The sequence below is a fragment of the Shewanella hafniensis genome (genome assembly GCF_019655335.1).
GTDB classification, from domain to species: Bacteria; Pseudomonadota; Gammaproteobacteria; order Enterobacterales; family Shewanellaceae; genus Shewanella; species Shewanella hafniensis.
The window spans coordinates 1-26,784 of the sequence record NZ_BPFD01000006.1 but is presented as its reverse complement, the minus strand read 5'-3'; the positions used below and the strand labels follow the sequence as shown (position 1 = coordinate 26,784).

The window sequence follows — 26,784 nt, the reverse complement described above, 5'->3', positions numbered from 1 at the left end:
TAGCCCCTATACAAATCGAACAAATATATTAATAAAAGTATATATGAAAAAACATATATATCTAGTCGCTATCATCAAAATAAACTCTGTATATAACCCATTTAAATTTAAGAAAGGTGTTTTTTGAACCAGATCACATCTGCACAATCGATATGAAAACCATTAATTGCAAATGATAATGGTTGCCATTAAAATCCGTACTAAGCTAAAAGTTTTGGTGCAATATGTTATTTTCTCTCCTCTACCACATCATCAAGCCAAAGCTCTGTAATCATAAAAACATTAGATAATTGCCAAACTCCGGAGCCAATCCATATGTCTACTAAAGGCATTTTTCGTGTATCCCTTATTCAAATCGCCATCTTAAGTGTGCTTACTCAAACAGTTTATGCCGAAGAACCCACGCCCAATATCGAACACCTCGAAGTCAAAGGTATCCGCCAACCATTTCGGGGGGATGTGCCACTGAAAGCTCAGCCGCAGGCGGTAGAAAGCCTGTCGATGGAGCAAATTAGCGATGCGGGTATATCGACGCTGATGGATGCGTTGGATTTATCAAGCTCAGTCAATCGCCAAAATAATTTTGGTGGTATGTGGGATAGTTTCGCCGTGCGCGGCTTTGTGGGCGATGAAAACGTCCCCTCAGGTTATCTAGTTAATGGTTATGATGCGGGACGTGGTTTTGGTGGTACCCGTGATACTGCGAACGTAGAAAGTATCGAGATCATGAAAGGCCCAGGTTCTGCTCTTTATGGCCGCGCAGAACCCGGTGGCACCATTAACATCATCACCAAAAAACCTAAATTTTCCCAAGAAGGCTATCTGCAAGCCAGTGCCGGTCGCTGGGATAATTACCGTCTTGAGGGGGATTATACTAGCGCTATTACCGACGATTTAGCCTTTAGGGTTAACGGTGCGATTGAAGACAAGGGTAGTTTCCGCAATCCCGTTAATTCGGAAAAACGTGTTTTAACCCCTTCTTTGCTTTGGGTAGCCAGCGATACCACGCGTCTAAGCTATGAACTGGAATATGCAAACCAAAAAGTCCCCTTCGACCGCGGGATTGTGGCTATCGACGGTGACATTAAAGCCTTACCCATTAATAGATATCTAGGTGAGGCCAGCGATGGTGCGACCCAAATAGATTTGTTAGCCCACCAATTTACCTTAGAACATGACTTTGCTGATTGGAGTTTGTTATCGGGTATTAGCTACCGCGACACAGGACTTGAAGGCTACTCAAGCGATCCAGAGTTGGTAAAAAGTCGTCAAATGCTCAACATCGACGGTGAAACCCTAAGCCGTCAACATAACTACCGTAACTTCACCTCAACTGACTTATCGGGCCGCGTTGAGCTAAGCGGCAAAGTCGAGACCGGCGATATTAGCCACCACCTTCTCATTGGCGCAGACGGTTATCACTTCCATTTCGACAAATATTGGGAGCGCTTCCGCCCAGCCGCTGGCGATACCACTTACAGCATCAATGTTTACAATCCAGTCTATGGACAAATTGCGCCCGAAGGCGCCTTGCTCTACAACCAAGTAGAGACTCAGGATAACTATGGGATCTATCTTCAGGACCAACTCGATCTCAGCGAAAAATGGAAGCTCACCTTAGGTGGCCGCTTTGACAGTTTCGAGCAAAGCATTGAAAACCATAAAAACCAGACAGAATCCAATCAAACCCAAAATGTCTTTAGTCCAAGAGCCGGTATCGTTTACGAATGGCAACCTTGGTTAAGCCTCTATGGCAGTTACTCTGAAGGTTTTCGCCCTAACACAGGTTCTGATTATCGCGGTGTCGCATTCGAACCCGAAGAGAGTAAATCCTATGAGCTAGGTACTAAGTTTGAGTTAGAAAATCTGACAGGCTCTATCACCCTCTTCCGCGCCGAAAAGAGTAATGTGCTAACTGCAGACCCTGTGAATTCAGGTTTTTCAGCGGCACTAGGTAAAGCCGATAGCCAAGGGATTGAGCTGGATTTGGCTGCCTACCTAACAGCCAATACTCAGCTGTTGCTATCCTACGCTTATACCGATGCCAAGACGGCTAACGATATTCTCAACGCAGATTGGGGCGTGAGCATTCCCGAAGGCAGTCGTTTAATCAACATTCCAAAACACAATGGTCATCTCACGCTAAAACATGATACTTCATTGTTTGGTTCCGATGCCTCCGCGGGAGCGACATTGCTTTATGTGGGCGATCGCTTAGGTGAAACCATTGATCCAAACTACATACTGCCGGCATATACCTTAGTGAACCTATTTAGCACCTACGCGTTAAATCAGGATCTTAGCCTGCAATTTAATATCACTAACCTGTTCGACGAAGTTTACTATCAAAGCTCTTATTCATCGATGTGGACTATGCCAGGCGAGCCACGCAGCTACAAAGTCAGCGTGCGTTATAATTTCTAAGCGCTGCTGATCTGTTTCCAATAAAAAAGCCCCGGCATCTTTCTAGGGCTTTTTACTCGGTGATCAATTACAAACCGCGCTGCCATTCCTGCCTTAAGGGAATACTGCGCGGCGCATTGATGGCGAGTGCAACCTGTGCCAGCAATTTGGCCTTGTCCTTACCTAATACTCCTTTTAGCACAAGATAGTTAGAGGCATGGTCGGATCTAAATATCGTCTGATCTAATTCCAAATGATCCAATAAGATCTGCATTTCTTGGAACAAGCCCATTTGATCCGGCAACTGAAACTGGCCATCAAACACGGCATCCATCCGCTCTGTGCCTAGCGGTAAAGTGACTACCAATGTGGATAAATAATCGGGCTGGGCGGCATTCATTAACTTGGCCGAGTTGATGGCATGTTGCTGCGATAATGCCACGCCACCTAAGCCATTGAGGATCATCACAGATGACTTCATCCCCGCCGCGCGGATTTTAAGCAGTGCCGCTAAGGATGATTCGAAGGTTTCGCCCTTTTGGATTTTGGCGAGCACTTCGTCATCACCACTTTCGCAACCCACATAGAGTAAAGACAACCCGAGTTCGCGCAGACGTGCGAGTTGCTCTGGGGTTTTATTATTCAGATTGCGCGGCAAACAATAACTGCTGATGCGAGTCACCTGCGGCAAGTGGCGGTTGATCAGCTCACAAATCGCTTCGAGGCGCGCAAAGGGCAAACTCATGGCATCGCCATCGGCCAAAAATACCCGAGAAACGGGGACGCCAGACTGAGCAACGGCCAGAATATCCTGCTCAACCTTGTCAAGCTTTTGTGCCCTAAAGGCTTTTTGCGGTTGGGTATACATGTCGCAAAAGCTGCACTGGTTCCAACTGCAACCATTAGTCACTTGCAGTATCAATGACTTCCATTCAGATGGCGGTCTAAATACTGGCTCAATATAGTTAATCAACACTGCAAGCTCCTAATAATTGGTCTCACGGTTAAACAATGATTTGGTGATAGGTTTCCACATGGAACGACTCTACCAATTCGGGCATCACTTGGTGGAAATAATGTTGAATCGCATCTTTAGCGCAGTGCTCATCGAAGGCGGCGATATCAACAAACTTCTCTACAAACGTCACGCGGCGCGGTTCATCACGGCTCACATTGAGTTCGTAACGAATACAACCCGCTTCGCGGCGCGTGTCAGGAATAAGGCTCGCAAGCGCGGCGATGAGCGCTTCAGTTTTGCCCTCTTTAGCCAGAAAACTTGCCACGCAGGCAATTTGTTGTTGATTGATTTTATAGTCCGTTGCAGTCGTCATTTCGGTTCCTTAATTGGCTTAATTTGGATGCTTACACGCATTGCTTATATTGATAGCCGCTTACGCTGGCTGATAGCGCATATCTAAATGGGGAATACCATCTTCTAAATACATCTCAGAGCAGGCGACAAAGCCGAGTTTTTGATAGAAGGCTTTAAGGTAATCTTGAGCGCCAATTTGGATCCCCGCATCGGGCCAAGTCGTCAATGCCGATTCTATGGCGTGCTGCATTAAAGGCATGGCTAGCCCTTTGCCTCGTCCCGCAGGCGATACCACCACGCGGCCAATACTCGCCTCTGGATAACTTAAGCCCGGCGGCAAAATACGCGCGTAGGCAAGCAGTTCCCCGTCTGACGATAAGCCCATTAAATGCAGGGTTTCTGGGTGTCTATCCTTCTCATCAAGCTCAGGATAAGCGCAGGCCTGCTCGACCACAAACACATCGACTCTTAACTTCAATATGTCATATAGGGTATTGGCATTTAATTGATTAAATGTAAGATTTTGCCACTGCAAACGATTATCCCTCTGTAAATCATCGAAAAAGAGCTTTGAGTCTACCACAGCATAAAGACCATAAAAAAGCGCCTTAATCCGTGAGGACTAAGGCGCAAAGCTGTTGCGTAAACCAATAGATCTGGGGAAATCTATGGCGACAACAGGATAACGAAAAACGTTATTACTCAACCATGGCATCGTGGGCCACAGGCCCAGCCGGTTTACGGATCAGCAGCACGGCGAACACTGCGATAAGTAGCAGAGCGCCCATGATGTAAAACACATCGTTATAGGCCTGAATATAGGCTTGCTGACTCATGGTTTTGCCCAGCAAAGCTTTCGCCTGCGCGGCCGCGGTATAGGGATCTGAACCTCCCGCCTGTAACATGCTTGCGCTTTGGGCTAAATAATCCTGTGCCTGCGTGCTCACTGCGGGTAAGGATTCCTTAATATGGGCCAAATGCCCGCGCGACAAAGTGTCAGTCAGGGTCGCAACCAGCGCAATACCAAAGGCGCCGCCTAAGTTACGCATCACGTTTAATACCGTCGACGCCGAAGCATTTTCATGGGGTTTTAAATGCATGGTCGCAAGCATACCAATAGGCACCAAAATAAAAGGCTGACCTAAGGCCCGCACCACTTGCGAGGCGATCATCTGCGGTCCGGCATAATCTGCGGTCATCTGGCTATTCATGTAATAGCTAATGGCAAACATTAAAAAGCCAAAGGCAGCGAGATAACGACTATCGAAGCGCTCCATTAATTTTGGTACTAAAGGCAAGACTAATAGCTGCGGAAATCCCATCCACATAATCACGCCGCCAATTTCTAACGGTGTGTAATCATGAACTTGCGATAGATAAAGCGGGATCAAATAAATCGCGCCAAAGAGTGCCATCCCCAGTAAAAAGTACGCAACTGTTGAGAGCACAAAATCACGCTTACCGAGCAGGCGCAAATTCACTAACGGCTCTTTACGCCTTAACTGGATCCAAACAAATAACACCAGATTCACGACGGCAATAATGGCCAGATTGCGAATGAGTTCCGAGCCAAACCAATCCTTGCGGTTACCTTCTTCGAGCACCACTTCAAGGCAACCCATCCCCAGCGCCATAGTGACTATGCCCGCCAGATCGACATTCTTCAGCTTATCCCAAACGACCGACTGCTTCTCTAAACCGTAGGCCAACATGGCCATCACCAACAAACCCGGTGGCACATTGATATAAAACAGATAATGCCAGCTAAATTGCTCGGTCAACCAACCGCCTAAGGTTGGGCCGATTGAAGGCGCAAAGGTGGCTGTCACGCCAAATAACGCCATGCCAACGGCACGTTTGTTATCGGGTAAAAACTCAAGAATAAGCCTAAAGGCCAGCGGGATCAGCGCGCCGCCAAAGAAGCCCTGTAGCGCCCGAAAGGCGATCATGGCCTCTAAGTTCCACGCGATTGAGCAAAGCACAGAAGCAAAGATAAAAGCAGCCGTGGTCCATAACAGATAACGCCTGACCGACAATCCCGTGCTGAGCCAACCAGAGAGTGGAATAGCGATCATCTCGGCAACCAGATACGCGGTTGAAATCCAACTGCCTTCTTCGAGCGTTGCCCCAAGACTGCCTTGAATCTCCTTCATCGATGCATTGGTGATTTGAATATCGAGGATCGCCATAAAGGCGCCGATCAAACCACCAAATACAGCAATCCATGAACGGCGACTGCCACGCTCATAATCGGTAGGCTTTCTAGGTACACTGATGCCCTGCGCCTCCATATCGGCAGACGAAGTGATAGAGCTGGTTGAGCTCATACTAACGACCTGTATTTGCAGCGATTGCCGGTATTGCAGGACCCGACGCGGTATCCACTTTTACGACCGCACTTAAGCCCGGTAGCATATGCGCTTCTGCCTCAGACAAATCTAAGCGAATACGCACGGGAATACGTTGGACGATTTTAGTGAAATTACCTGTGGCGTTTTCCGCCGGCAGTAGACTGAATTTGGCTCCGGACGCCGGTGACAGACTATCGATAACACCTATAAAGGTTTTGTCGGGAAACGCATCGAGACTGACCTGCACCGACTGTCCTGGTTGCATATGTTGGATCTGGGTCTCTTTAAAGTTCGCAGTAATCCACACTGCCCCATCCGGAACCAAACTGTAGAGTGCTTGGCCGGGTTGCACATACTGCCCCACCATAGCGCCACGTTTACCAATCACCCCTGAAAAAGGTGCGGTCACGCGGGTATCATTTAATTGAATTTTCGCCAGTTCTAAAGTCGCATCGGCCTGCTCTACTACTGAGCCCGCCTGATCTAATTGGGCATTAAAAACTGCTAACTCCCGTTGCTTTGCCACTAGCACGGCTTGAGCTTCATCGAGACGGGCGGCGGCAGAATCAAATCCTGCCTGTAGTTGGTCGACATCATCTTGGGAGCTGTAATTACTGACTTTAAGCTTTTTTGAACGGCTCAATTGTTGTTGTGCCCGTATTTTATCGGCCTTTGCCGCCACCACGCCTGCGCTGGCTTGAGTGATTAACGCCCGTTGCAACTCCACCTTTGCGGCTAAGGTTTGCAAGTCCGCCTTCGCACTCGCCTGTGAGGCTTCGGCTTGACTCACTTTGGCACTAAATTGGTTATCTTCCAGCTGAGCTAATAACTCACCCTTTTGCACATGCTGGTTATCGGTTACATCGCTTAACACAACGTAGCCAGGCACTTTCACGCTGATATGGGAAATATCGGCCTCAACATAAGCGTTATCCGTGGTTTCGATAAAACGTACCTGTGTCCACCAGTAATAACCGCCTCCCGCAACTGCTGCGAGTAACAGTGGAACGGCGATAATGAGTTTACTTTTGGACATGAATGACTCCTTGATTAGTGATATCTAGTGTACTACTGTCTCACTAAGTTTATTAGTCAGTAAAAAATCAACCCACTGTTTCACAGGTGTAACAATGATAGATCTCAATCGCGTGCAAATTTTCGCTCAAGTGGTCGAGCAAGGCAGCTTTACGGGCGCCGCCAAAGCCCTTGGGCTCACTAAGGCAACCGTCAGTCGCAAGATAGCCGAGCTCGAAGCAGATACCGGCACACAACTACTTTTTCGCACCACGAGAGCCCTAAAACTCACCGAAGCAGGATCAAGTTATTACAATAGGATCAATAAGATCCTCAGCGATCTGCAGAGCGCCGAAAATCAGCTCAGCGCCCAACAGCAATTGATTAAAGGCAATCTAAAAATTGTCTGCCCAATTGAATTAGGCCAATTGTTTTTAGGGCCTATTTTCGCGCAGTTTTTAACGCTTTATCCCGAAATCACCATAGAGGCTGAACTCACCAATCGAAAGGTTGATGTGATAGAAGAAGGCATAGATCTGTTATTTCAAATTGCCGATTCTGGCGACACTCGCTTGCAAAGCTATGCCTTAGTCAACGCCCATAAATCGCTTATGGCAAGCCCAGCTTATTTAGCTGCCCATGGAACGCCCAAGGTGCCACAGGACTTAGCCAAACATAAAGCGATTCGCTTGCAGTCGGCGCATATTGAAGGTGCCTGGAAATTATTCGATGGCAAAACTTGGATTGTCGCCGAGCCCAAGACTCAACTGACGGTAAACAATGTCACCCTCGCTCGCGAGGCCGCCATAGCGGGGCTTGGGATCACTGCGGTGCCATCCATCATAGCCCAAGTCGCATTAGAAAAAGGCGATTTAATCCCGCTACTAGATGACTATCCAATGGTGCAAACTAAGGTAGTGCTTAGCTATCCACAGCGGGCGTATCTACCGCGAAAATACCGCGTCTTTATCGAATTCATCTATAGCTCCCTATTTAAACGTTGGGGATCGCAAGTCTTAGAAGTCCCTGATTTTATCGGCCATGCCGATCTAGATGAATAAATCGAATACCCCAAACAGTAACAAATATAACTTTGTAAAGCTTAAATCGCTGCCATAGGGATAAATCCGCTATGTCATAATTGCCTTAATCCATAAGCCCCTATAAGCTTGGCAAGGTAACAGGCTGCAAAAGACCTTAGGTTTTCCTGATACAGTTTGCACAATAAAATTTAACATTTAATCTCAATTTTGGAGGAAACCTAATGAGCTTAATTAAAGAGTTCAAGGCTTTTGCGTCCCGTGGCAATGTGATCGACATGGCCGTTGGTATCATCATAGGTGCCGCATTCGGCAAAATAGTCTCGTCCTTCGTGGCCGATGTCATAATGCCACCAATTGGCATCATCCTAGGCGGCGTGAATTTTAGTGATTTGAGCATAGTGCTACAGGCAGCTCAAGGTGATGCGCCTTCTGTGGTCATTGCCTATGGCAAATTCATTCAGACTATTATCGACTTTACGATTATCGCCTTCGCCATTTTTATGGGTTTAAAAGCCATTAACACCCTAAAACGCAAGGAAGAAGATGCGCCTAAAGCGCCACCAGCACCGACCAAAGAAGAAGAGTTGCTGTCTGAAATCCGCGATCTATTGAAAGCTCAACAAGAAAAATAATCTCAAACTTAAGTGTCACGCATAAAAAACCCATCTCTAGAGATGGGTTTTGTTTTTACATCAGCGAGATAAGTGATTACTCAACTTCAATATGCACAGTTTCACTGTAATCTTGCACCACTTCAGCCACACGGATGCGGTAAGAGTTAAACAAACACGGCACTATGCCCGTTTGCTCAGCAATACTGTGGGCCATCTGATTGCGCCATTGGGTAATAGAGGCTTGGTCCTCCCAGAACGACAGGCTCAGTACTTTGCCATCGTCGGTTAAGCTCTGAAAACGTTCGATCGAAATCAATCCCTTACGACCAAGATACCCAAACAACCTCAAGATGCAGGATTCAGCGGGAATTTAACGCACTTTAGGCAAGGCGGCTATTTGCAGACCTAGTGGGCTAAGTTAAAAATAGTCAACACAGCATAAAGTGCGTTAAAACCCGCCGGGACGGAGCGCCCAGGGCACTCCACTTCTGTGTTGCATCAATTCAAAAGGTAGCCGACATTCTGTCATTGATGCGCCTTGAATTGGAGCACCCTGGACGCTCTGAAACTCGTATCTAGAGGTTATTTGGGTATCAATACTGGCGCATTTCAGCCGCCACGTGCAGATACTCTTCCTTCCCTTCCTTTGTCGGGATGACTTCAAAAATTACCGCAATCATAATGTTCTCCAGAAATGAATGTCCTTAATGTCGACTCTAAGACTAGCCCATCTATCACTCTTTAGCTCACTGATTTTTAGAGTTTTAGTCAATGTGATAACCCTGTCTACAACGAAAGCAATAACCCGAAACATAACAAGTTATTGCCCACGATGACGGCTTACTTGTGATTAACTGAGCTCATCGATGCGCTTATCGCCGCGATACAGCCAGCGATACAAGGTCGGCAACACCAGCAAAGTCAGCGCCGTCGAGCTAAACAAGCCACCGATAATCACCACTGCCAAGGGCTTTTGGATCTCACTGCCGACACCCGATGACAATAAAATCGGGATCAAACCTAAGGCCGAGGTCAGTGCCGTCATCAATACCGGCCGCAAACGCCCAACTGTGCCCTCATAAACACAATCATAGAGTGCTTCGCCGCTTTGTCTGCGCTGATTAATCGAATCCACCAGCACCACACCGTTGAGCACCGCCACCCCAAATAGAGTGATAAAGCCAATAGAGCTAGGCACAGATAAATAAGTGCCACTGACATACAGGGCCACTATGCCGCCAATCAAAGCTAAGGGCACGTTCGCCATGATGAGCAACACTTGCTTGAATGAACCAAAGGAGAAATACAACAACAAGGCAATCAAGGCGATAGAAATAGGCACCACTAGCATTAACTTTTGCTGCGCTCGCTGCTGATTCTCATATTGGCCGCCAATGATCACTGTATATCCCGCAGGCAAATCCGCCTGTGGCACTAGGGCATAAATATCTTTTACAACCGAGCCCATATCGCGCCCCGCCACGTTGGCCTGCACCACAACACGGCGCTGCACATCGTCACGGCGAATATTCGGCGGCGCCATTTCCACTTCGACGCTGGCGACTTCCCCTAAGCGCACTGTGGCGCCATTTGTACCACTGAGTAATAAGTCTTTAATCGCATCAGGGCTTTGGCGAAACTCGGCCGCGAGTCGCACATTGATGTCGTATCTGGCATTGCCATCGATCACTTGCCCTGCACTCGCGCCGCCAACACCTTGGCTGACGAGGCTCATCACTTGATCGACACTGATGCCGTAGCGTGCCAATAGCTCGCGTTTGGGCCGCACGACCAATTGCGCCTCGCCGCTCACTTGCTCAAGCGACACATCCACGGCACCGGGGATTTTCGCAACGAGATCGCTGAGTGCTTGGCCTTTCTGTGACAATACCGCTAAATCAGGGCCGAAGATTTTAATCGCTAGCTGGGCTTTTACCCCCGAAAGTAATTCATCTACCCGAGTCGCAATCGGCTGCGAAAAGGTCAACAAGAGTCCGGGGAACACGCTGAGCTTTTCCTCCATCAAGCGTTGCAGTTCCAAGCGTGAGCTTGCAGACTGCCACTCTGCTATCGGTTTCAAGCCAATATAGACTTCAATATTACTCACAGGCTCGGGATCACCGCCAAGCTCTGGCGCACCAATGCGGCTCAGGGCATATTCCACCTCGGGAAATGCTAGCAAAATAGCCTCAAGCTTAGGTGCGACTTGGAGCGAAGTGCCTAAACTCGCCGTTGGTGCCAGCGTCACCCTCAAGTTAATCGTGCCTTCCTCCAGTTCAGGCACAAATTCGGTACCCAGCCTTGGTAGCAATAATAGACTCAAGCCGAACATCACCAAGGCGCTGAGCATCACCACCTTTGGCCTAGCAAGCGTTGCCGTCAGTAACTTGCGATAAGCAGCATCCAGTGGCGCTAAAATCACACTTTGTTTAAGCAGCACACCGCGCTTGAACAGATACACGGCAAGGGCTGGCACGGCAATCAGCGCCACCAGCAAGGCCGACATCATTGCCAAAATAATACTGACCGCCATCGGCTGGAACAGCTTGCCTTCAACGCCTTCGAGTGCAAACAGCGGCGCAAATACGACGATAATAATGGCGGTGGCGAAGAAGATTGGACTACACACCTCTTTTGCCGCGAGCATTATCCGAATAACCATATTCGATTCACTGACATCACCACTGGCTTTAGCGCCATCCTCCTCACTGTGATAGGGATCGTCCTCACCATCGGCACGCGCCCTCGCCTCAGGTAAATGGCGGCGATCCGGCTGGGTTAAGTGTTTGAAAATATTCTCTACCATCACCACAGAGCCATCGACTAACATACCAATCGCCACTGCTAAGCCGCCGAGCGACATCAGGTTTGCCGACAGACCATAATAGGACATCACCATAAGTGCGAGCCCGATAGACACTGGAATCGACAGCAGCACCAGCAAGGTCGCGCGGATATTGACGAGGAACAACGCCAAGATCACCACGATAAACACAAAGGCCATTAGCAGCGCGTCGCGCACTGTGGTCACAGCCTTATCGACCAGATCCGCTTGGTCGTAAAACACCTCAAAGGACACACCATCGGGCAATGCCTGCTCGATAAGGCTCACCCGCGCATCAATATCGTCAATCGTCGCCTTAGTGTTTGCCCCCATGCGTTTGAGCACGACACCAGCCACCACTTCACCGAGATTTTGCACTTGGCCCGATTCATCGCGGCGCGTCATAGTCACTGCCCCAACACGGATCTCGCTACCGAAATCCACCTGAGCGATATCGCCAATACGCACTGGCGTACCCCTGGCTTCAGTCAGAGGGATCTGCGCGATCGCCGCCAATCCCGCGTCTCCTGCGGGCAACATGCCGTAACCGCGCACCACAAGTTGCTCTTGGCCTTGGTCCATAAACCAACCGCCAGCGTTGCGGTTATTGCTCTCTAGCGCTTCGGTCACCTGCGCCATAGACAAGCCATAGGCACGCAGTTTATTCGGGTCGACCTGAACTTGGTATTGGCGCACATCGCCACCAAAAGACAAGACTTCAGTCACGCCGCCCACGGGCATCAATATCAACTTCACCAGATAATCATTTAGGCTACGCAATTCGGCGGCATTAATGCCAGAGTCAGGTTCTGCACGCAGAATATACTGATAAATCTGCCCTAATCCCGAGGTATTGGGGCCGATTTCAGGCACTCCAACGCCGCTTGGGATCATCTCCCGCGCCGCCTGTAACTGTTCAAACACTTGCTGACGGGCGAAGTAAATATCCGTCCCCTCGGCAAATACCACAGTCACAATCGACAAGCCAGTGCGCGATAACGAGCGCACCTCAGTCACAGCTGGCAAGGCGTACATAGCCGATTCCACCGGATAACTGATGAGTTTTTCCACCTCTTCAGCGGCTAAGCCTTCGGCCGCAGTATTGATGGTCACTTGCACGTTCGTCACATCAGGAAAGGCATCGAGATTCAACTTTGGCAGCATGGCCACACAGCCCACAATCACGGCGAGCAGAGCCAATACCACTAACAGCCGATTTTTAATCGCGGCTTCGATTAACTTTTGCAACATAGAAAATCTCCAAAATGAGGGCGCTCATATTAGTGGGCGTGAATATCAAAGCCCGCTTTCGCCTGCTCGGATGCCAAGAAGAACGAGCCAGCCACCACAACCTTGAGCTGTGCCTGTTGGGCTTTTTCAAGCTCAGGTCCACGCACTAGACTCAAGCCGCGTTGACGCTGCACCACTGCTACCTCAATGGACTCAAAGCCATCCTCATCTTGAATAAAAATCTGCCAATCGCCATCGCCGCCACGGGTCAACGCCGCATCGGGCAGCACTATGCCACTGCCGTTTGGATCGGTAGTAGAGCCAGCAAAGTACAATTCAGCAAATTGCCCCGCATGCAACACATGATCAGGATTGGGCATACTCACCAGCACTTGCTCGGTGCGCGTTACGCTATCGAGTTCATGGGAGCGACCGATTATCTTACCTGCCAACGTCTTATCCCCTACTTGCACTAAAGCTGAACTGCCAACCTGGATATGCGTAGTTTGAGTTGGGGTTAACTGCGCCTCGACCCATAAATAGGATTCATCGGTCAGTTGCATTAAGGGCGTGCCCGCGCTAAACACTTGACCTAGCATGGCGATATCCTGCTGCACTCGGCCGTCAATTGGCGCTAAGAGTTGATAACTGCCTATGGCTTCGGGCGTCGATTCCAGTGCACGAATTTGCGCGGGCGTCATCTTAATGGCCTCTAAAATTGCCCGTTTAAGTTCGGCATCCACCTGCGCCTGCATCCGCCGACTGACGCTAACCGCACCTTCACTCATGCGTTTGACTCGGCTCCATTCGGCAGCGGCATTAATGTAGTCCGCCTGTGCCTGCGCAACGGCTGCGCCACCCAAGGTAAGTAAAGGCTCACCTTTTTTCACTTCTTGTCCCGGCACCACATGGCGCGCCAACACACGCACATCGAGCTGCGGCGCAAGGGTCGCGGTTCGATCGCGATCCACCACTAAGGTCGCCGTCGCCCTAATATCGAGATTCAAATTGGCGAGGTTCAAGCTATCGCTCGACAAAGGTAACAAGCTAATCCCCGCCAAGGCTTGCTGCGCTTCGGTCAATTTCAGCGCCTGTTCGCCGTGTTCATCCGTCGACGCCATTTGCGTTACCGAATCGCCGCTTTCCTTAGCGACGGGGGCGTGATCACCGCCAGCCAATACAGGCTGAGCGAGAAATGCCAGCGTGCTCAGCACGAATAATGCGCGCGCGATTTTTGATAGGTTAAATCGACGCTTTTCAGGCGTTGTTACAGCATCCAGTTGAAGAACATTTTTGTGGTGAGTATGTGAATTCATTATTGTGACCTCATGGGTTTACTGAGCGCGCGGCGGCATTGGGCATGTGCGAAGGTGCTTGGCTGATTTGTTCAGCGCTACCATCCAAAAAAGGCATAAGCTGGCCGCTTTCGCCCATCCACATTAACCAGCTCTGATAGATAGCCGTTTCTAGGTTTAAGCCCACCAAATAACTGGCGGCTAACTGCCGACGACTCTGTAAGTACTCGCTGGTACTCACATCCCCCGCCTGCCATTGTTGGCTTAAGGATTTAGCCGCTTTAGCACCTGACACTTGCACTAACTCGCGCCAGTCTTGGTAACGCTCAAGCAAACGCGGCAACGCATAGAGGAATTGTTTCTGCTTAGCGGTAAGTACTCGCTCACGGGCAAGATAGCCTTGCTCGGCGATCGCGATTCCCTTATCAGCTACAGCTTGTAACTCACTGTAGTTATTGCGAACTTGCAGAGGAATCGACACACCAACCCCAAGTTTATTGTCCGTACCTTCCTTTTCGGCGGCTAGACTAATGGTCGGGTCTGCTGACGTATCGGCCTTGACTTGCATGGCATTGACTCGCGCCAGCAGCACTTGCTGATAGGCACTCGCCAGAGCCGGCAAAGTGGATGTTAAGGGGCTCAACTCGGTTGCTGGCGCTTGCTTAGCCTGAGTCACGAAGACATGGATCTCCTTAATAAACTCGCTAAAGGCAAAATTATTATTTCCAAGTAACTCAATCACTTTGCCGTCGGCCACTAAGGCCGCCTGCTCAGCTAAGGCGTAATCGGCGGTGTTAGTTGCTAACTCGAGTTGCATCAATTGCAGCTCAACGTTGGATAAATCCCCCGCCGCCAACCGCTGCTTGGCAATACTGAGCTGCGCCTTAGTGAACCTTAATTGCTGCTCAGCAAAGGTCAGCGCCTTACGGCTTTGCGCCTGTTCTGCTAATGCCAGTAAGCGTTCGGCCAACATTTGGTTACGCTCTAAACCTATGTCCGCTAACAGGATTTGGGCTTCAAGCTCGGCACGTTTTGTCGCCACGCCGCGCTTATCAGCCCAATCGAGGGTTTGACTCAGACCTAAACTGTAGGAATCTGTGTCGGCATTTTGATAGTTAAGCCCAAGCTCAGGGTTATACACGGCGCGATCCGCCGCCTGAATGGCAAGCTCAGCTTGTTGCTGCCGTGTAAGCTGCGCCTGCACTTCAGGTAACTGATTGAACTGTGTGAGTAACGCGGGCAACCATTGGCCTAAAGCGACATATGGCGTGTCGGTTTCTTTGGCGGGCAACCCCAGTGATTGAGCCTTAAATGCCTCAACTTCAGAGGCATTGATTTCAGGGGCATTAGCTTCAGAGGCTTTGGTTTCAAGGACCTTGACTTCAAGGACGTTGACTTCAAGAGAGTCATTTTCTGCCGCGAGGGCAAAGGCTAACAATCCGGCGGCCAATACTAATCCGCAGCTCAACAAGCCCGATCGAAACAGGCAAGCCAAGGTACGGGCGAGAGTCGTTTTGTTCATCGCAAATCCTAACAATATCGAATGTGGATCGGCTGACTTTGCGCCCAAAGCGTGACTGCTAGATTCGAGCTTCATTTGAAATAGCTCAATGCAAAGCAATCCTATCGTTTGGGCATGGCAAATAAGCGCCGTTCGAATCATCCCGCTAAGTAAACATAGCTAACACTATGCGTAACTTAAGCTATGCATAACCAACACACCGCATGGCTAAAGGCCAATGGCTGATACAACAACCAAGGCTGCCGAGCATCAGTTAACGCGCATTTTTGGGGATGAAAATACATGGCTTATCGCGCGGCGAAATAGATTGAGATTCAATAGAATGAATCAAGATCCTTAGACCGAGGAATAAGCTGGATAGTGGGGGATTAAGCGATTGGAGGACGGTACTTAGGTAAATTATCAGGCGGGAAATAGGCTAAATTAGCAGCGAGGAAAACGCTTTCTAAGGCTTGCACAGGTTGGCTTAGCCCAGGAGATAACAGCGCCACATGACCGCCATGGCATTGGCAATCGAGGCACAGGTCAAAATCTTGTAATTCAGTGGTTTTCACTAAGTGGGAATGCAATTCGTTGCTTTGGTTTTCACCCGCATGATGACTGGTGACACCCGTATAGTCCGCAAAACCTAGGGCTTGCTCGCTTGGACAAACGCAATCGACACATTGGGCCAAAGTGGTCACTTGGGCGCTAAATTGCAGATGGGGATGATTGTCGGCTTCTTCCGCGCCATTGCCCGCATGTAACTGATGCGCACCTAAATTCGCGCCAGCAAATTGCAGCACGATAATGGCTATCAGTAGGGTCACCATTCGAGTAAAAAATGGCTTAGCGGTAGAATTCAAATATCACCTATAGCAAATAACGGATAACGGATAACGGATAACGGAACATCTGACCCGTATGATAAACATAAGTTCACAGCTCGCAAGCAAAGTCTTTCAAGCTGTGATCTCTAAAGGCTAACGCTGACTTAAATACTCAGTGCTTATTTAAACACGCAACACTTATTTAAATACGCAGTGCTTAGCATAATCGGCGGCTTCATTAGCAGTCCAATCGCCAGACGGCTTATCTTTCATCTGCTTACACCAAGCATCGCTACCCACTTCTGGCGCGCAGGCACTCAGCCCAGCGGTAAACGCCAGCACCAACGCAATAGCACTGATTTTAGAAACATTTTGCTTAGAAAAAGCGCGCGATTTAAATAAAGACATACTTCATTCCTTGTAAATACGGTCTACATAAGACCATTAGATATTCGAACGCTTAGTGATCCAAGCAATCGCTTTAGTTTTCTGTTCTAGGGGAAACCATGCCACTTCGCCCTGCATAAAAGGTCCAAGTAAGCGCACCGAATTTCCCACCCAATCAGGGCCGCCCACAAATACTAAGGCTTCAAAATTAGGTAATTGGACTTCACCACTACCAGTGAGTGACTCAAATTCCCAGCCCTCGAGTAACACGTCCGCCTCAATATATAGGCAAACTTGGCCCCAATCCTTACGATAACTCTTAATCGCTGGCTGTAAACGGGTCCGATAATCGGTGGAGGATAGTCGGCCACTGGCAAAAAGACTGATAACACCCTTAGCAATATCGGGGATTTGGCATAACATAGAGGCACTCCGAATCGAGAACACTTTTGCAAGCAATGGCCTTGGCCAATGCAGTGGCAAAGAATGCGCCCGATGATAACAAATCTATTGAAAAGCCATAAGTGATTATTGATGGCTTCTCAATCCATGCTGAAAAATGCCTAAGTTTGCCATGATAAAAATCTCAAACCGTGTGGAACTTCAGGAAAATGAAATCGAGTGGCAATTTATCCGTTCGAGTGGCGCTGGCGGCCAGCACTTAAATAAAGTGTCTACCGCTGCGCAGCTGATCTTCGATATTAAAAGCTCATCATTACCCGAGTTTTACCAAGAACGTTTGCTCAACAAGGCCGATCACCGCATCACTAAAAGCGGCAAAATCATCATCAAATGCCAAGCGAGTCGCAGCCAAGATGCCAACCGCCAAACGGCGTTGGAGCAATTTATCGCCTTAGTCGCCAGCGTCGGTGAAGTGCAGAAAAAACGCATTCCTACCCGCGCCACCAAAGGCAGCCAAACGCGGCGATTAGAGTCCAAGAAACAAAAAGGCGCCACTAAAGCCATGCGTCAGCAAAAGACTGATTATTAGCGTTAATCAGCATTAGGCCGCAGTTGAAACTGCCCGACAATGGCGCTGGATTTCAATGGTATAGTCGGCTCGCACATGTTCAGCTCGCACACAATCGACTAACGGATAATGCAAAATGGACTTGAACAGGTTAAGTTAGTGACCTATCTACAAACTAACAAATGCCTCCCAGCTTTAATTCCAAGGCATGTCGTAAAGGAAAGCGCAATGAGTCACAAAATTTTGCTCGTCAATGGCCCCAATCTCAACCTCTTAGGTCGCCGCGAGCCCAGCGTTTACGGTCATCAAACCTTGGCCGACATAGTGGCGGAGTTAAACCAGCAGGCAAAATTGGCGGGAGTTGAGCTTGAGCATATTCAGTCCAACGCCGAATTTGAGCTAATCAACGCGATTCATGCGACTGATGCCAAGATGATTATTATAAATCCCGCCGCCTTTACCCACACCAGCGTCGCCCTGCGTGATGCCCTGCTTGGGGTGGCAATTCCTTTTTTTGAAGTGCATTTATCCAATGTGCACGCCCGTGAAGCCTTTCGCCACCATTCCTATTTTTCCGATAAGGCGATAGGCGTGATTTGCGGTTTCGGTTCACAGGGTTATGAGTTTGCGCTGGCAGCGGCCATTAAACGGCTCAACCAGCCACAGTAATCCCATTCAATAGCGTGCTTTGCAAGGGCAGATAAATGGCAATGGATCTTCGTAAAATTAAAAAACTCATTGAGTTAGTACAAGAATCTGACATAGCAGAACTGGCGATCACCGAAGGTGAAGAATCAATTCGCATCACCCGCTACAGCCCTATGCCAGCCAATGTGCAATCTCAGCAAGCGATCCCCAGAGCACCTGTGGCGCCTTTGAATGAACAGGCAAAGCAAACAAGCATTTCGCCAAGTACAGAAGGTTTTGTGCAAGTCTCGCCTATGGTCGGCACTTTTTACGCGGCGGCAGAACTCGATGATGTGCCGCTGGTTAAAGTCGGTCAACGAGTGAGCCAAGGTGAAGTTGTCTGCATTATCGAAGCGATGAGAATGATGAATCCCATCCAAGCCGAGCGCGATGGAGTGGTCAGCGCTATTTGGGCCAAAGACGGCGATGAAGTGGCATTCGATCAGCCGCTATTTACCTTAATCTAACCGCTCGCCTTCCCATGAATTGAAGCGCACTTGAGTTTAAGATGCGGTTTTCAAGCCAAGACAGCATTAACCGAGGTCACTATGATATTAATTACCGGCGCCAGCAGTGGTTTAGGCGCGGCGCTCGCATCGCTCTACGCCAAAGAGAATGAAGCACTGACACTCACAGGTCGCCATGCCGAGCGTCTACAAACCGTCGCCAATGCATTAACGCCCTTCTCCAACAAGCCTATCGCCGCGATCACCGCCGATCTCGCCAGTGAATCGAGTCTCGAAGCCCTGTTCGATGGCCTGACACAAGCCCCTAAAACCGTGATCCACTGTGCGGGCTGCGGCTACTTTGGTGCGATTGAAACCCAAACCGCCAGCGATATCCACAGCCTGTTCAATAACAATGTCACTTCGACGATTCTGTTGGTGCGCGAACTAGTGAAACGCTATAAAGATCAAGCGGTCACTGTGGTTGTGGTCATGTCCACCGCAGCGCTTGCCGCCAAGGCGGGAGAATCCACTTACTGCGCGGCAAAATGGGCAGTGCGGGGATTTATCGAGTCGGTGCGATTAGAGCTTAAACAAAGCCCAATGAAGTTGATTGCCGTGTATCCCGGCGGCATGGATACAGGCTTTTGGCCAAGTAGTGGTAAAACATTAGATACCTCAAGCTTTATGTCCGCCGATGAAGCGGCAGGTATGCTCAAACAAGCCTTAGTTGCCACAGAGCATGGTTATATCGCCGATATCACCATACAAAGAGCCTAGCTCTAGCCAAAACTGAGGTTAGCAGATTGCGCACAAAACAGGTTCGAGACGCAGGATAACTGCACCTCGAACCTGAGTGTTCCACTTGCTAGTCGGCGCAGTTTGCTGTGTTTAGGGTAACGACGCGACGGCTTTCTCTGTGGGTCAGCCACCACATCACAAGTCCTCCTAATGACAACAAAGACGCCGCATAACCCGTCGCGGCAATCCCTTGTCCAGACAGTATCACTAAACTGCCCACCCAAGGGCCAATTGCATTGGCAAGATTAAAGGCGCATTGCACTAACGCCCCTGTCATGGCCTGTCCATTGGGTGCCACATCCATCAATCTGGCTTGCACAATAGTGGCAAGCCCTAATCCACAACCGACAAAGAATACTACGGGCATCAGCGCCCAATAATGTCCGGTCAAACTCGGGTAAATCGCTAATACCAGAGTGCTTAACACTAACGACCAAAACGCCGCCGCTAAGGCCGACTTATCCGCCGCCCAGCCACACACTAAGGTGCCCAATGTTGCGCCAATACCAAACACCGCCATCATGATCGGGATCTTAAACGGCTCGACTTGTGTCACTTGGATTAAGGTTTCAGCCAGATAGGTATACACGCAGAAGATACCGCCAAAGCCAATCGCCGCAATGCCAAGCGTCAGCCAGACTTCACGATTCTTCAGGGTTTGTAGCTCTTTTTTGGGGCTCGCATCAGCGGCCACGGCTTGATTGGGCGCTAAAAAATACACCATCACAGCCGTAATGGTCGCCAGAATCGCCACTATGCCAATCCCTGAGCGCCAGCCCACAGTTTGCCCCATCCAAGTGGCAAACGGCACACCGATAATCGTCGCCAGTGTAAGGCCAATAATCACCCGCGATACAGCGCGGGCCTTCATTTCTGGCGGCACTAAAGAGGCAGCGAGCAACATAGCCACACCAAAATAAGCGCCGTGGGGCAAGCCGCTGAGAAAGCGAAAAAAGATTAACCAATTCAATGATGGCGCTAACGCACTTAAGCCATTGGCCACCGCCATTAAGGCGGCTAAGGCAATCAAGAGTGTTCGCCGTCTGACCCGAACCGCTAGCACCATGATAATCGGCGAACCGACCACAACCCCCAGCGCATAGGCACTAATGGCATAACTCACATGAGCAACCTCTACCCCTAAATCGCTGGCGATATAGGGCACTAAAGTCATGGAAGCAAATTCTGTGGTGCCTAAGGCAAATGTGCCAAGCGCTAAGGCGAGCAACACCCATAGTGTGCTGGCGCCCTTATACTGATTTTGGACAGATGGATTTTGAACCTGATGTTGAACGGTTTTCAAACGTTTTCTCCGCTATGCTATAAAACGACAACTAGCTGATAACTAAATAATAAAAGATGATAACTAAATAATAAAAGATGATAAATAAATTGGAGCCCACTAAGGGGCTCCAATTTCTCAGTCATTTACGTAATGTAAATCTATCTGACTAACTGTTCTTGATAGGTTTGACTGTTCCAGTCGTAGGCATAAAGCGTGCCTTGCCACTCGTAAAGTGTACGACCATCCTGCTGCACAATTCTGGCATTACTCGGCAAGCTCGACACACTGTGCGCTGCCCGTGGACGGGGAATCGAAGCTGTTTTGCTTGCAGCATTACTAGTTTGCGACACCAGTTGTCCAGTCGTTTGTCCGGCCATATTTACAGGCATGCTCGACACCATACGGCCTTCACTTGCAGAATACTGCATACTGGTTGTCACTCGTACAGGTGCAGAAATGGCCACGGGTTCATCGTCGTAGGCCATAGGAATCGACAGGCCTATGCCCGAATAGGGCGAGTTCCAGTAATTTCGAGCGTAAACGTCACGAGAATTATCCCAGCCCCAATCATTGTTCCATTGATTGCTCACACCATAACCGACATTCCAGCCAGAGCCCCAACCTGTTGCAAGCCCTAAACCCAGTCCTAAACCCCAAGGGTAATAGGGACGGTAATAAGGTCGATAATAGGGACGATAGTGGCGATTATCGTTGCGCACATGGCGGTTGTCGTAATAATTGTCATAACGATTGTTGTAATGACTTTCTCCACGGCTGTGGCTATCACTATGACCTTGGCGCTCGCCTTGCTCCGAATAGCCTCGATTTCCGGCAACCGCCGCAGTCGACACACTGAGCGCGCCCAAGAGCGATATCCCCACAGCCAGTGATAAAACCAAACACTTTAGCGGCCGCTTATGCACGCCATGTGATTGACTTTGAACACACTTTCCTTGAATAAACGTTACTGGGATATTCATATAAACCTCGAAATAAAGGGCGTAAGCGAGATCAATCGTGACTTACTGGCGTCCATTTTACGCTTCCTAAGCTTGAAGATCACTGAATTGGTTAACCCTAAAACAGAAAAATGCTATAGTGCGCGCCACACGGATTTTCATTGCAGAGGCTATTTCCACATGAGTTTTAAGGATTTACGCAGCTTTATTGATCATCTGGAAGCCAATGGCGAACTCAAACGCATTAGCTACCCAGTTGATCCTCATTTAGAAATGACAGAGATCGCCGATCGCGTATTACGCGCTAAGGGCCCTGCGCTATTATTTGAAAATCCCAAAGATCATCACATGCCCGTGTTGGTAAACCTGTTTGGTACGCCAAAACGTGTAGCCATGGCGCTCGGTAAAGACGATCCCTTAGCGTTGCGAGAAGTGGGTGAACTGTTAGCCTTTTTAAAAGAACCCGAACCACCAAGGGGTTTTAAAGACGCGATCGCTAAGATCCCTATGTTCAAGCAAGCCTTGAATATGCCGCCAAAATCAGTGCGCAATCCCCCTTGCCAACAGGTTGTCAAAACCGGCGATGAAGTCGATTTAACTAAATTGCCTATTCAGCATTGCTGGCCGGGCGATGTCGCGCCACTGGTGACCTGGGGCTTAACCATCACCAAAGGCCCGCGCAAAAGTCGTCAGAATTTAGGCATTTATCGCCAACAATTACTGGGTAAAAACAAGCTGATCATGCGCTGGTTATCCCACCGTGGCGGCGCGTTAGATTTTGCTGATTTTAAACAACAATTCCCCGGTGAGCGTTATCCGGTTGTGGTCGCGCTTGGTGCCGATCCTGTGACCATTTTAGGTGCCGTCACCCCAGTCCCCGATTCCATGAGCGAATACGCTTTTGCCGGTTTACTGCGCGGTGAACGTACCGAAGTCTGCAAGGCATTAAGCTGCGACTTAGAAGTGCCCGCCACCAGTGAAATCATCCTCGAAGGTTATATCGATCCTGAGGAACTGGCGGAAGAAGGCCCCTACGGCGATCACACGGGTTACTACAACGAAACCGATAAGTTTCCAGTATTTACCGTTACCCACATCACTCAGCGTAAAGATGCCATATACCACAGCACTTACACTGGCCGTCCACCGGATGAGCCCGCCATGCTGGGGGTTGCATTAAACGAAGTGTTTGTGCCGATTTTGCGTAAGCAATATCCTGAGATCGTTGATTTTTATCTGCCACCAGAGGGTTGTTCGTACCGCATGGCAGTGATCTCCATTCGCAAACAATATCCGGGACATGCCAAACGAGTGATGATGGGCGCGTGGTCTTTCCTGCGCCAATTTATGTACACTAAGTTTATTGTCATAGTGGATGAAGATGTGAACTGCCGTGACTGGCAGGATGTGATCTGGGCGATCACCACCCGCATGGACCCTAAACGCGATACTGTGATGATCGAAAACACCCCGATCGACTACCTCGATTTTGCTTCACCCGTTGCTGGCTTAGGCTCAAAAATGGGACTCGATGCCACCAATAAGTGGGAAGGTGAAACCAACCGCGAATGGGGCACGCCAATCGTGATGGATCCAAAAGTAAAACAAAAGATCGACTCAATCTGGGATGAGTTAGGCATAGACGACAGCCCAACCCTATAATTCAGCTTAAGCCATTACTCAAGTATTGGCTTAAGCCAAGAGAATAGGCCAATAACAGGCCTCTAAAGCGACACCTAGACACATACTGTTGAAGAAAGGTGCAAAGGAAGTTTGATGAAAACCATACGTTGTAAGATAGAGAAAGTTAACCCATTTAACGATGCCGTATATCAAGTATTGTTAAGGCCTGAAACCGCCTTCGATTTCCAAGCGGGGCAATACTTATGTGTTGTCATGGGTGAAAAAGATAAACGCCCCTTCTCTATCGCATCAGCGCCAAACGCCGAGCTGATCGAATTACACATTGGCGCCGCTGTGAGTGAAAGCTACCCAATGCAAGTGGTCGAGCGCCTGAAAGCCTGCGCCATTGATGGCAGCACTATCGACATCGAAGCCCCAGGCGGTGAAGCCCACCTGCGTCACGAAAGCATTCGCCCTCGCCTGTTAATCGCCGGCGGCACAGGTTTCTCTTACATAAAAAGTATCATCGAGCACCAAATCGCCCTCGGCCAACAGGTTGAAACTATGCTGTATTGGGGTTGTCGCACCCAAGATGCCATGTACTTTGAAACCATCGCTCGCGAGTGGCACGACGCTCACCCTTGGTTGCACTTCGTCCCAGTCATCGAAGAAGCGCCAGCCAATTGGCAAGGTAAAACCGCCAATCTGTTAGCGCAAATCAAACAAGATTTTGTCAGCTTAAATGGCTACGACATCTATATCGCCGGCCGTTTCGACATGGTGGGTGCAGCACGGGAAATCTTCCGCGAGATTGGTGTAGAAGAAGCGCATCTCTACGGTGATGCGTTCGCGTTTATCAAATAACGCGTTGATTTGTTAGCTTGGCTAGCTAACCTTTGCCAGCATAGGCTCAAACAATAAACCCCAGTTTTTACTGGGGTTTTGTTTTTCTATCTTGCAGATGGCGGTCGATTGAGTTTACCCAAACTTCGTTTGTTATTTTAAATCAAAGTCGTGGGGCTTCACCCCACACCCGACCAAGGAGGACTGCTCGTCCTATCCTCCTTGGATGCTCCAAGACGCCCCTAACGGAGTTGAAAGCCCCTTGTGCTCATTGCCAAATTTGCTATCGCTTCCGAAGGATGCGTCCCTGCACCTGCGAAAGCTAGCTCGGCATCCATGCCGAGACTCACGCAATTTGTCTATTCGCCCTGCGGCAACTCCGAGGGGTGGTGAACTTCTGTAGCCATTCAGTGATCAGTTAATCCAAAAAAGTTCTGCCAGTCGCATCATTCTGGTTAGGCGATATCGGGCAGTTCGTACCCTTGATCTCTTGCTTGTTGAACACGAAACTTAACATATAAATCCCGCATTTCTGGTGACCTATGGAAGGAGGTTTCAATATACCTCACCATTTGAGTTTTCAGCCCACCAGTAATAGCCAATTGATACCCCTGAATATGACGATGAATTTCGGTAGCTCTTTCAATTATCTCTTTGTCCAAAGCAAAGTTTTCAGTTTCAGTTGTTAACCAATCTCTAAGCTCACCTTGAGAATATAGTCTAGTAAGAACATCCATAGATCTTGATACCTGTAGATTTCCCCAATAAGAATCTAGAAAAGAGGTTATTCCTGCAGCACAATAACCTACCCTTGTTATTCTGTTTGAATATCGGTCATCTTGAACGTTAAATAAAGTTTGAGCTAGCCTATACAAGCTTTTCCCAATACTATTAATCATATTTCCACTATGAAACTCAAAGCCTAATTCCTGTTGTAATGCGATATTTTCTTGACCAAAAGTTACCAACGACATCATAATCTTTGCACCAAAATAATCCGCCCACGCTTCAATACTCTTTGTGTCAAAATTATCTACATCAGTGTGCTCGTTATGCTGATGCATATAATGCGCTAATTCATGTGAAACAATCATGAGTACAAAATTATAGTCATCTACATTATTTACTTGAAATGAACAAAATTCTTTTGAAAAGCAAAGGCGAGCTTTTCTTCCCTGACCAGAAAAAGTAGCATGTTCACGCATATTCCTCGTACCCAAGTCCACATCGAAACTAGGCGCACGCCCCTTCACAAAAAAGCTCTTCATATCCCAAAGAGCTGACTTAATAATCTTTCGCCCTGTAACTGACACTTTTACTCCTAATCGGCTAACTTTTACTTGTGGGCAGCGTAGCTGTCCCATACCAAGTTTTGTTAGTTGCCGACTTGCACCCTTTTTAAAATATATTCTTGCAATGCAACACCTTGAAGCTTCTGTTTACAACCATTTATTCTTACCCAAGTATTGCCTGATGTATTGAAATATAAACCTACGGAGTTTGACTGAGGAACCTTTACTTCTAAAACGTAACAACTGTCTTTATTTTTCACATGGTGAAAGACAAGTTCTATTTGAGTAGGGTCAATAGCTGGTTCAATTGCAATTATTTTTGAATTAATGGATTTTCTTATATCATCTTTTTGCTCAGTATTAAGGTTAATGCTTTTTACTATAGCCTGATCTGTAATTCCCCAAAATATACTTCCACCTGAGCTATTTAAAAAAGCTAAAACGTATTCATCTACTAAATTTTGTATTGATTTAGTAGGATTATTACCTTTTACCTCTTTGAACTCGTGGCATAAATCCTCTTCGAACGATACTTTTTGACCTTCAATGAACTCATATTTCTCAAGTGGGCTTAAACGCTCTAAATCATCAGGAAGTGATTCAAAAAAACTTCTTAGGCTTTTCATCGTGCTAGGACTCATCTGGACGAATTTACATGCTTTGTTCATAGAACCATGCATTTCAAGCAACTTATCAACTTCCTTAGTTGCACGAGATTTACCAACTAGCTGTCCCCACGTTTCCACAAGGCGATTTCTTTGCGGCCCACTTAACTGACCGCCGGGACGATATGCTTGGTTAATATGCTCAAAGGCTTCTTGCAAAGTCCAATTTCTATCAATAATCACAATTCTTCCTAGATGCGGAAAACTAAATGAGGCAACTAACAGTGTATTGCCCGCACTTCTAATAAAACCCAAACAGTATTGAGCTGGGAATTGGAATGATACTAGGGTCTGTTGATCTTTCGAGAGTGATTTTTAGACAGCATGGCAAGACGTTATAATTTGCTTCGCCAAAAGTAACCATAACCTCAAGCCATGCCAAGACTTATGCTAACCGATGCACGCTGGG

General features: G+C 48.4%; 25 protein-coding genes. 9 read left to right on the top strand and 16 right to left on the bottom strand.

Going from position 1 to position 26,784, the window contains the following annotated elements:
* Nucleotides 1-315 precede the first annotated feature (315 nt).
* Nucleotides 316-2,424, top strand: coding sequence for a TonB-dependent siderophore receptor (locus tag K5Q99_RS03255; RefSeq protein WP_220776036.1), 2,109 nt, complete (start codon nucleotides 316-318; stop codon nucleotides 2,422-2,424).
* Nucleotides 2,425-2,491: 67 nt separating this feature from the next.
* Here K5Q99_RS03255 and K5Q99_RS03250 read toward each other — a convergent pair whose 3' ends face one another.
* From K5Q99_RS03250 to K5Q99_RS03230, 5 genes are all read right to left on the bottom strand, one after another.
* Entirely contained in the window at nucleotides 2,492-3,379 is an 888-nt protein-coding gene (locus K5Q99_RS03250) for a radical SAM protein (RefSeq protein WP_220776035.1), read from the bottom strand.
* A 28-nt stretch (nucleotides 3,380-3,407) separates the two neighbouring features.
* The gene (locus tag K5Q99_RS03245) at nucleotides 3,408-3,734 is read right to left on the bottom strand and encodes a putative quinol monooxygenase (RefSeq protein ID WP_107949380.1); all 327 of its coding nucleotides are present in this window, start codon (nucleotides 3,732-3,734) and stop codon (nucleotides 3,408-3,410) included.
* Between the two features lie 60 nt (nucleotides 3,735-3,794).
* Nucleotides 3,795-4,250, bottom strand: coding sequence for a GNAT family N-acetyltransferase (locus K5Q99_RS03240; RefSeq protein WP_220776075.1), 456 nt, complete (start codon nucleotides 4,248-4,250; stop codon nucleotides 3,795-3,797).
* Nucleotides 4,251-4,413: 163 nt separating this feature from the next.
* Nucleotides 4,414-6,042: a DHA2 family efflux MFS transporter permease subunit gene (locus tag K5Q99_RS03235; RefSeq protein WP_220776034.1), complete on the bottom strand. Its 1,629-nt coding sequence runs from the start codon at nucleotides 6,040-6,042 to the stop codon at nucleotides 4,414-4,416.
* A 1-nt stretch (nucleotide 6,043) separates the two neighbouring features.
* The gene (locus K5Q99_RS03230) at nucleotides 6,044-7,102 is read right to left on the bottom strand and encodes an HlyD family secretion protein (RefSeq protein ID WP_220776033.1); all 1,059 of its coding nucleotides are present in this window, start codon (nucleotides 7,100-7,102) and stop codon (nucleotides 6,044-6,046) included.
* Between the two features lie 94 nt (nucleotides 7,103-7,196).
* Between K5Q99_RS03230 and K5Q99_RS03225 the strand changes: the two genes are divergently transcribed.
* Entirely contained in the window at nucleotides 7,197-8,141 is a 945-nt protein-coding gene (locus K5Q99_RS03225; protein WP_220776032.1) for a LysR family transcriptional regulator, read from the top strand.
* Nucleotides 8,142-8,344: 203 nt separating this feature from the next.
* Complete coding sequence (gene mscL / locus K5Q99_RS03220; protein ID WP_105250328.1) at nucleotides 8,345-8,755, top strand: large-conductance mechanosensitive channel protein MscL; 411 nt, start codon at nucleotides 8,345-8,347, stop codon at nucleotides 8,753-8,755.
* A 76-nt stretch (nucleotides 8,756-8,831) separates the two neighbouring features.
* Here the strand turns inward: mscL and K5Q99_RS03215 are convergent, their stop codons facing one another.
* The 7 genes from K5Q99_RS03215 to K5Q99_RS03185 all read right to left on the bottom strand — a co-directional run bounded on the left by K5Q99_RS03215 (nucleotide 8,832) and on the right by K5Q99_RS03185 (nucleotide 17,227).
* A complete protein-coding gene (locus K5Q99_RS03215) occupies nucleotides 8,832-9,107 on the bottom strand; it encodes an antibiotic biosynthesis monooxygenase family protein (RefSeq protein ID WP_220776074.1) in 276 nt (91 codons plus the stop codon).
* Between the two features lie 480 nt (nucleotides 9,108-9,587).
* Nucleotides 9,588-12,812: an efflux RND transporter permease subunit gene (locus tag K5Q99_RS03210; protein ID WP_220776031.1), complete on the bottom strand. Its 3,225-nt coding sequence runs from the start codon at nucleotides 12,810-12,812 to the stop codon at nucleotides 9,588-9,590.
* 29 nt (nucleotides 12,813-12,841) lie between these two features.
* The gene (locus tag K5Q99_RS03205) at nucleotides 12,842-14,107 is read right to left on the bottom strand and encodes an efflux RND transporter periplasmic adaptor subunit (protein WP_220776030.1); all 1,266 of its coding nucleotides are present in this window, start codon (nucleotides 14,105-14,107) and stop codon (nucleotides 12,842-12,844) included.
* A gap of 10 nt (nucleotides 14,108-14,117) precedes the next feature.
* Nucleotides 14,118-15,608 carry a TolC family protein gene (locus K5Q99_RS03200; protein WP_220776029.1) on the bottom strand — a complete coding sequence of 497 codons (1,491 nt, stop codon included), beginning with the start codon at nucleotides 15,606-15,608 and terminating at the stop codon, nucleotides 14,118-14,120.
* 368 nt (nucleotides 15,609-15,976) lie between these two features.
* On the bottom strand, nucleotides 15,977-16,420 hold the full coding sequence (locus K5Q99_RS03195) for a hypothetical protein (RefSeq protein WP_198555653.1): 444 nt from the start codon (nucleotides 16,418-16,420) through the stop codon (nucleotides 15,977-15,979).
* 195 nt (nucleotides 16,421-16,615) lie between these two features.
* The gene (locus K5Q99_RS03190; RefSeq protein WP_006079957.1) at nucleotides 16,616-16,825 is read right to left on the bottom strand and encodes a DUF3012 domain-containing protein; all 210 of its coding nucleotides are present in this window, start codon (nucleotides 16,823-16,825) and stop codon (nucleotides 16,616-16,618) included.
* Between the two features lie 36 nt (nucleotides 16,826-16,861).
* Nucleotides 16,862-17,227 carry a SpoIIAA family protein gene (locus K5Q99_RS03185; RefSeq protein WP_006079956.1) on the bottom strand — a complete coding sequence of 122 codons (366 nt, stop codon included), beginning with the start codon at nucleotides 17,225-17,227 and terminating at the stop codon, nucleotides 16,862-16,864.
* Nucleotides 17,228-17,363: 136 nt separating this feature from the next.
* Here K5Q99_RS03185 and arfB point away from each other — a divergent pair, with 136 nt between their 5' ends.
* From arfB to K5Q99_RS03165, 4 genes are all read left to right on the top strand, one after another.
* Complete coding sequence (gene arfB / locus K5Q99_RS03180; RefSeq protein ID WP_011845670.1) at nucleotides 17,364-17,795, top strand: alternative ribosome rescue aminoacyl-tRNA hydrolase ArfB; 432 nt, start codon at nucleotides 17,364-17,366, stop codon at nucleotides 17,793-17,795.
* 207 nt (nucleotides 17,796-18,002) lie between these two features.
* Nucleotides 18,003-18,443 (top strand): type II 3-dehydroquinate dehydratase, encoded by a 441-nt coding sequence (aroQ, locus tag K5Q99_RS03175; RefSeq protein WP_063883660.1) that lies wholly within the window; start codon nucleotides 18,003-18,005, stop codon nucleotides 18,441-18,443.
* A 35-nt stretch (nucleotides 18,444-18,478) separates the two neighbouring features.
* Nucleotides 18,479-18,928, top strand: coding sequence for an acetyl-CoA carboxylase biotin carboxyl carrier protein (accB, locus tag K5Q99_RS03170; RefSeq protein ID WP_220776028.1), 450 nt, complete (start codon nucleotides 18,479-18,481; stop codon nucleotides 18,926-18,928).
* Between the two features lie 81 nt (nucleotides 18,929-19,009).
* On the top strand, nucleotides 19,010-19,687 hold the full coding sequence (locus K5Q99_RS03165; RefSeq protein ID WP_220776073.1) for an SDR family NAD(P)-dependent oxidoreductase: 678 nt from the start codon (nucleotides 19,010-19,012) through the stop codon (nucleotides 19,685-19,687).
* A gap of 88 nt (nucleotides 19,688-19,775) precedes the next feature.
* Here the strand turns inward: K5Q99_RS03165 and K5Q99_RS03160 are convergent, their stop codons facing one another.
* Together K5Q99_RS03160 and K5Q99_RS03155 are read right to left on the bottom strand one after the other, a co-directional pair.
* The gene (locus K5Q99_RS03160; protein ID WP_220776027.1) at nucleotides 19,776-21,011 is read right to left on the bottom strand and encodes an MFS transporter; all 1,236 of its coding nucleotides are present in this window, start codon (nucleotides 21,009-21,011) and stop codon (nucleotides 19,776-19,778) included.
* A 140-nt stretch (nucleotides 21,012-21,151) separates the two neighbouring features.
* Complete coding sequence (locus K5Q99_RS03155; protein WP_220776026.1) at nucleotides 21,152-21,973, bottom strand: hypothetical protein; 822 nt, start codon at nucleotides 21,971-21,973, stop codon at nucleotides 21,152-21,154.
* Between the two features lie 159 nt (nucleotides 21,974-22,132).
* Here K5Q99_RS03155 and ubiD point away from each other — a divergent pair, with 159 nt between their 5' ends.
* Both ubiD and fre read left to right on the top strand, forming a co-directional pair.
* A complete protein-coding gene (ubiD, locus tag K5Q99_RS03150) occupies nucleotides 22,133-23,614 on the top strand; it encodes a 4-hydroxy-3-polyprenylbenzoate decarboxylase (protein ID WP_220776025.1) in 1,482 nt (493 codons plus the stop codon).
* Between the two features lie 114 nt (nucleotides 23,615-23,728).
* Nucleotides 23,729-24,439: an NAD(P)H-flavin reductase gene (gene fre, locus K5Q99_RS03145; protein ID WP_063883664.1), complete on the top strand. Its 711-nt coding sequence runs from the start codon at nucleotides 23,729-23,731 to the stop codon at nucleotides 24,437-24,439.
* A gap of 434 nt (nucleotides 24,440-24,873) precedes the next feature.
* Here fre and K5Q99_RS03140 read toward each other — a convergent pair whose 3' ends face one another.
* Nucleotides 24,874-25,731, bottom strand: a complete 858-nt coding sequence (locus K5Q99_RS03140; RefSeq protein WP_220776024.1) for an ImmA/IrrE family metallo-endopeptidase — start codon at nucleotides 25,729-25,731, stop codon at nucleotides 24,874-24,876.
* Between the two features lie 62 nt (nucleotides 25,732-25,793).
* Nucleotides 25,794-26,558, bottom strand: coding sequence for an ATP-binding protein (locus tag K5Q99_RS03135; RefSeq protein WP_220776023.1), 765 nt, complete (start codon nucleotides 26,556-26,558; stop codon nucleotides 25,794-25,796).
* Nucleotides 26,559-26,784: the final 226 nt, after the last annotated feature.

What these genes read in the sequence shown, in the direction of transcription:
- K5Q99_RS03165 (WP_220776073.1), top strand. Translation starts at nt 19,010, where the DNA reads ATGATATTAATTACCGGCGCCAGCAGTGGTTTAGGCGCGGCGCTCGCA.
- K5Q99_RS03205 (WP_220776030.1), bottom strand. Translation starts at nt 14,107, where the DNA reads ATGAATTCACATACTCACCACAAAAATGTTCTTCAACTGGATGCTGTA.
- K5Q99_RS03155 (WP_220776026.1), bottom strand. Translation starts at nt 21,973, where the DNA reads ATGAATATCCCAGTAACGTTTATTCAAGGAAAGTGTGTTCAAAGTCAA.
- K5Q99_RS03245 (WP_107949380.1), bottom strand. Translation starts at nt 3,734, where the DNA reads ATGACGACTGCAACGGACTATAAAATCAATCAACAACAAATTGCCTGC.
- ubiD (WP_220776025.1), top strand. Translation starts at nt 22,133, where the DNA reads ATGAGTTTTAAGGATTTACGCAGCTTTATTGATCATCTGGAAGCCAAT.
- accB (WP_220776028.1), top strand. Translation starts at nt 18,479, where the DNA reads ATGGCAATGGATCTTCGTAAAATTAAAAAACTCATTGAGTTAGTACAA.
- K5Q99_RS03235 (WP_220776034.1), bottom strand. Translation starts at nt 6,042, where the DNA reads ATGAGCTCAACCAGCTCTATCACTTCGTCTGCCGATATGGAGGCGCAG.
- K5Q99_RS03210 (WP_220776031.1), bottom strand. Translation starts at nt 12,812, where the DNA reads ATGTTGCAAAAGTTAATCGAAGCCGCGATTAAAAATCGGCTGTTAGTG.
- K5Q99_RS03190 (WP_006079957.1), bottom strand. Translation starts at nt 16,825, where the DNA reads ATGTCTTTATTTAAATCGCGCGCTTTTTCTAAGCAAAATGTTTCTAAA.
- K5Q99_RS03230 (WP_220776033.1), bottom strand. Translation starts at nt 7,102, where the DNA reads ATGTCCAAAAGTAAACTCATTATCGCCGTTCCACTGTTACTCGCAGCA.
- mscL (WP_105250328.1), top strand. Translation starts at nt 8,345, where the DNA reads ATGAGCTTAATTAAAGAGTTCAAGGCTTTTGCGTCCCGTGGCAATGTG.
- fre (WP_063883664.1), top strand. Translation starts at nt 23,729, where the DNA reads ATGAAAACCATACGTTGTAAGATAGAGAAAGTTAACCCATTTAACGAT.
- K5Q99_RS03225 (WP_220776032.1), top strand. Translation starts at nt 7,197, where the DNA reads ATGATAGATCTCAATCGCGTGCAAATTTTCGCTCAAGTGGTCGAGCAA.
- K5Q99_RS03195 (WP_198555653.1), bottom strand. Translation starts at nt 16,420, where the DNA reads ATGGTGACCCTACTGATAGCCATTATCGTGCTGCAATTTGCTGGCGCG.
- K5Q99_RS03185 (WP_006079956.1), bottom strand. Translation starts at nt 17,227, where the DNA reads ATGTTATGCCAAATCCCCGATATTGCTAAGGGTGTTATCAGTCTTTTT.
- arfB (WP_011845670.1), top strand. Translation starts at nt 17,364, where the DNA reads ATGCCTAAGTTTGCCATGATAAAAATCTCAAACCGTGTGGAACTTCAG.
- aroQ (WP_063883660.1), top strand. Translation starts at nt 18,003, where the DNA reads ATGAGTCACAAAATTTTGCTCGTCAATGGCCCCAATCTCAACCTCTTA.
- K5Q99_RS03255 (WP_220776036.1), top strand. Translation starts at nt 316, where the DNA reads ATGTCTACTAAAGGCATTTTTCGTGTATCCCTTATTCAAATCGCCATC.
- K5Q99_RS03200 (WP_220776029.1), bottom strand. Translation starts at nt 15,608, where the DNA reads ATGAACAAAACGACTCTCGCCCGTACCTTGGCTTGCCTGTTTCGATCG.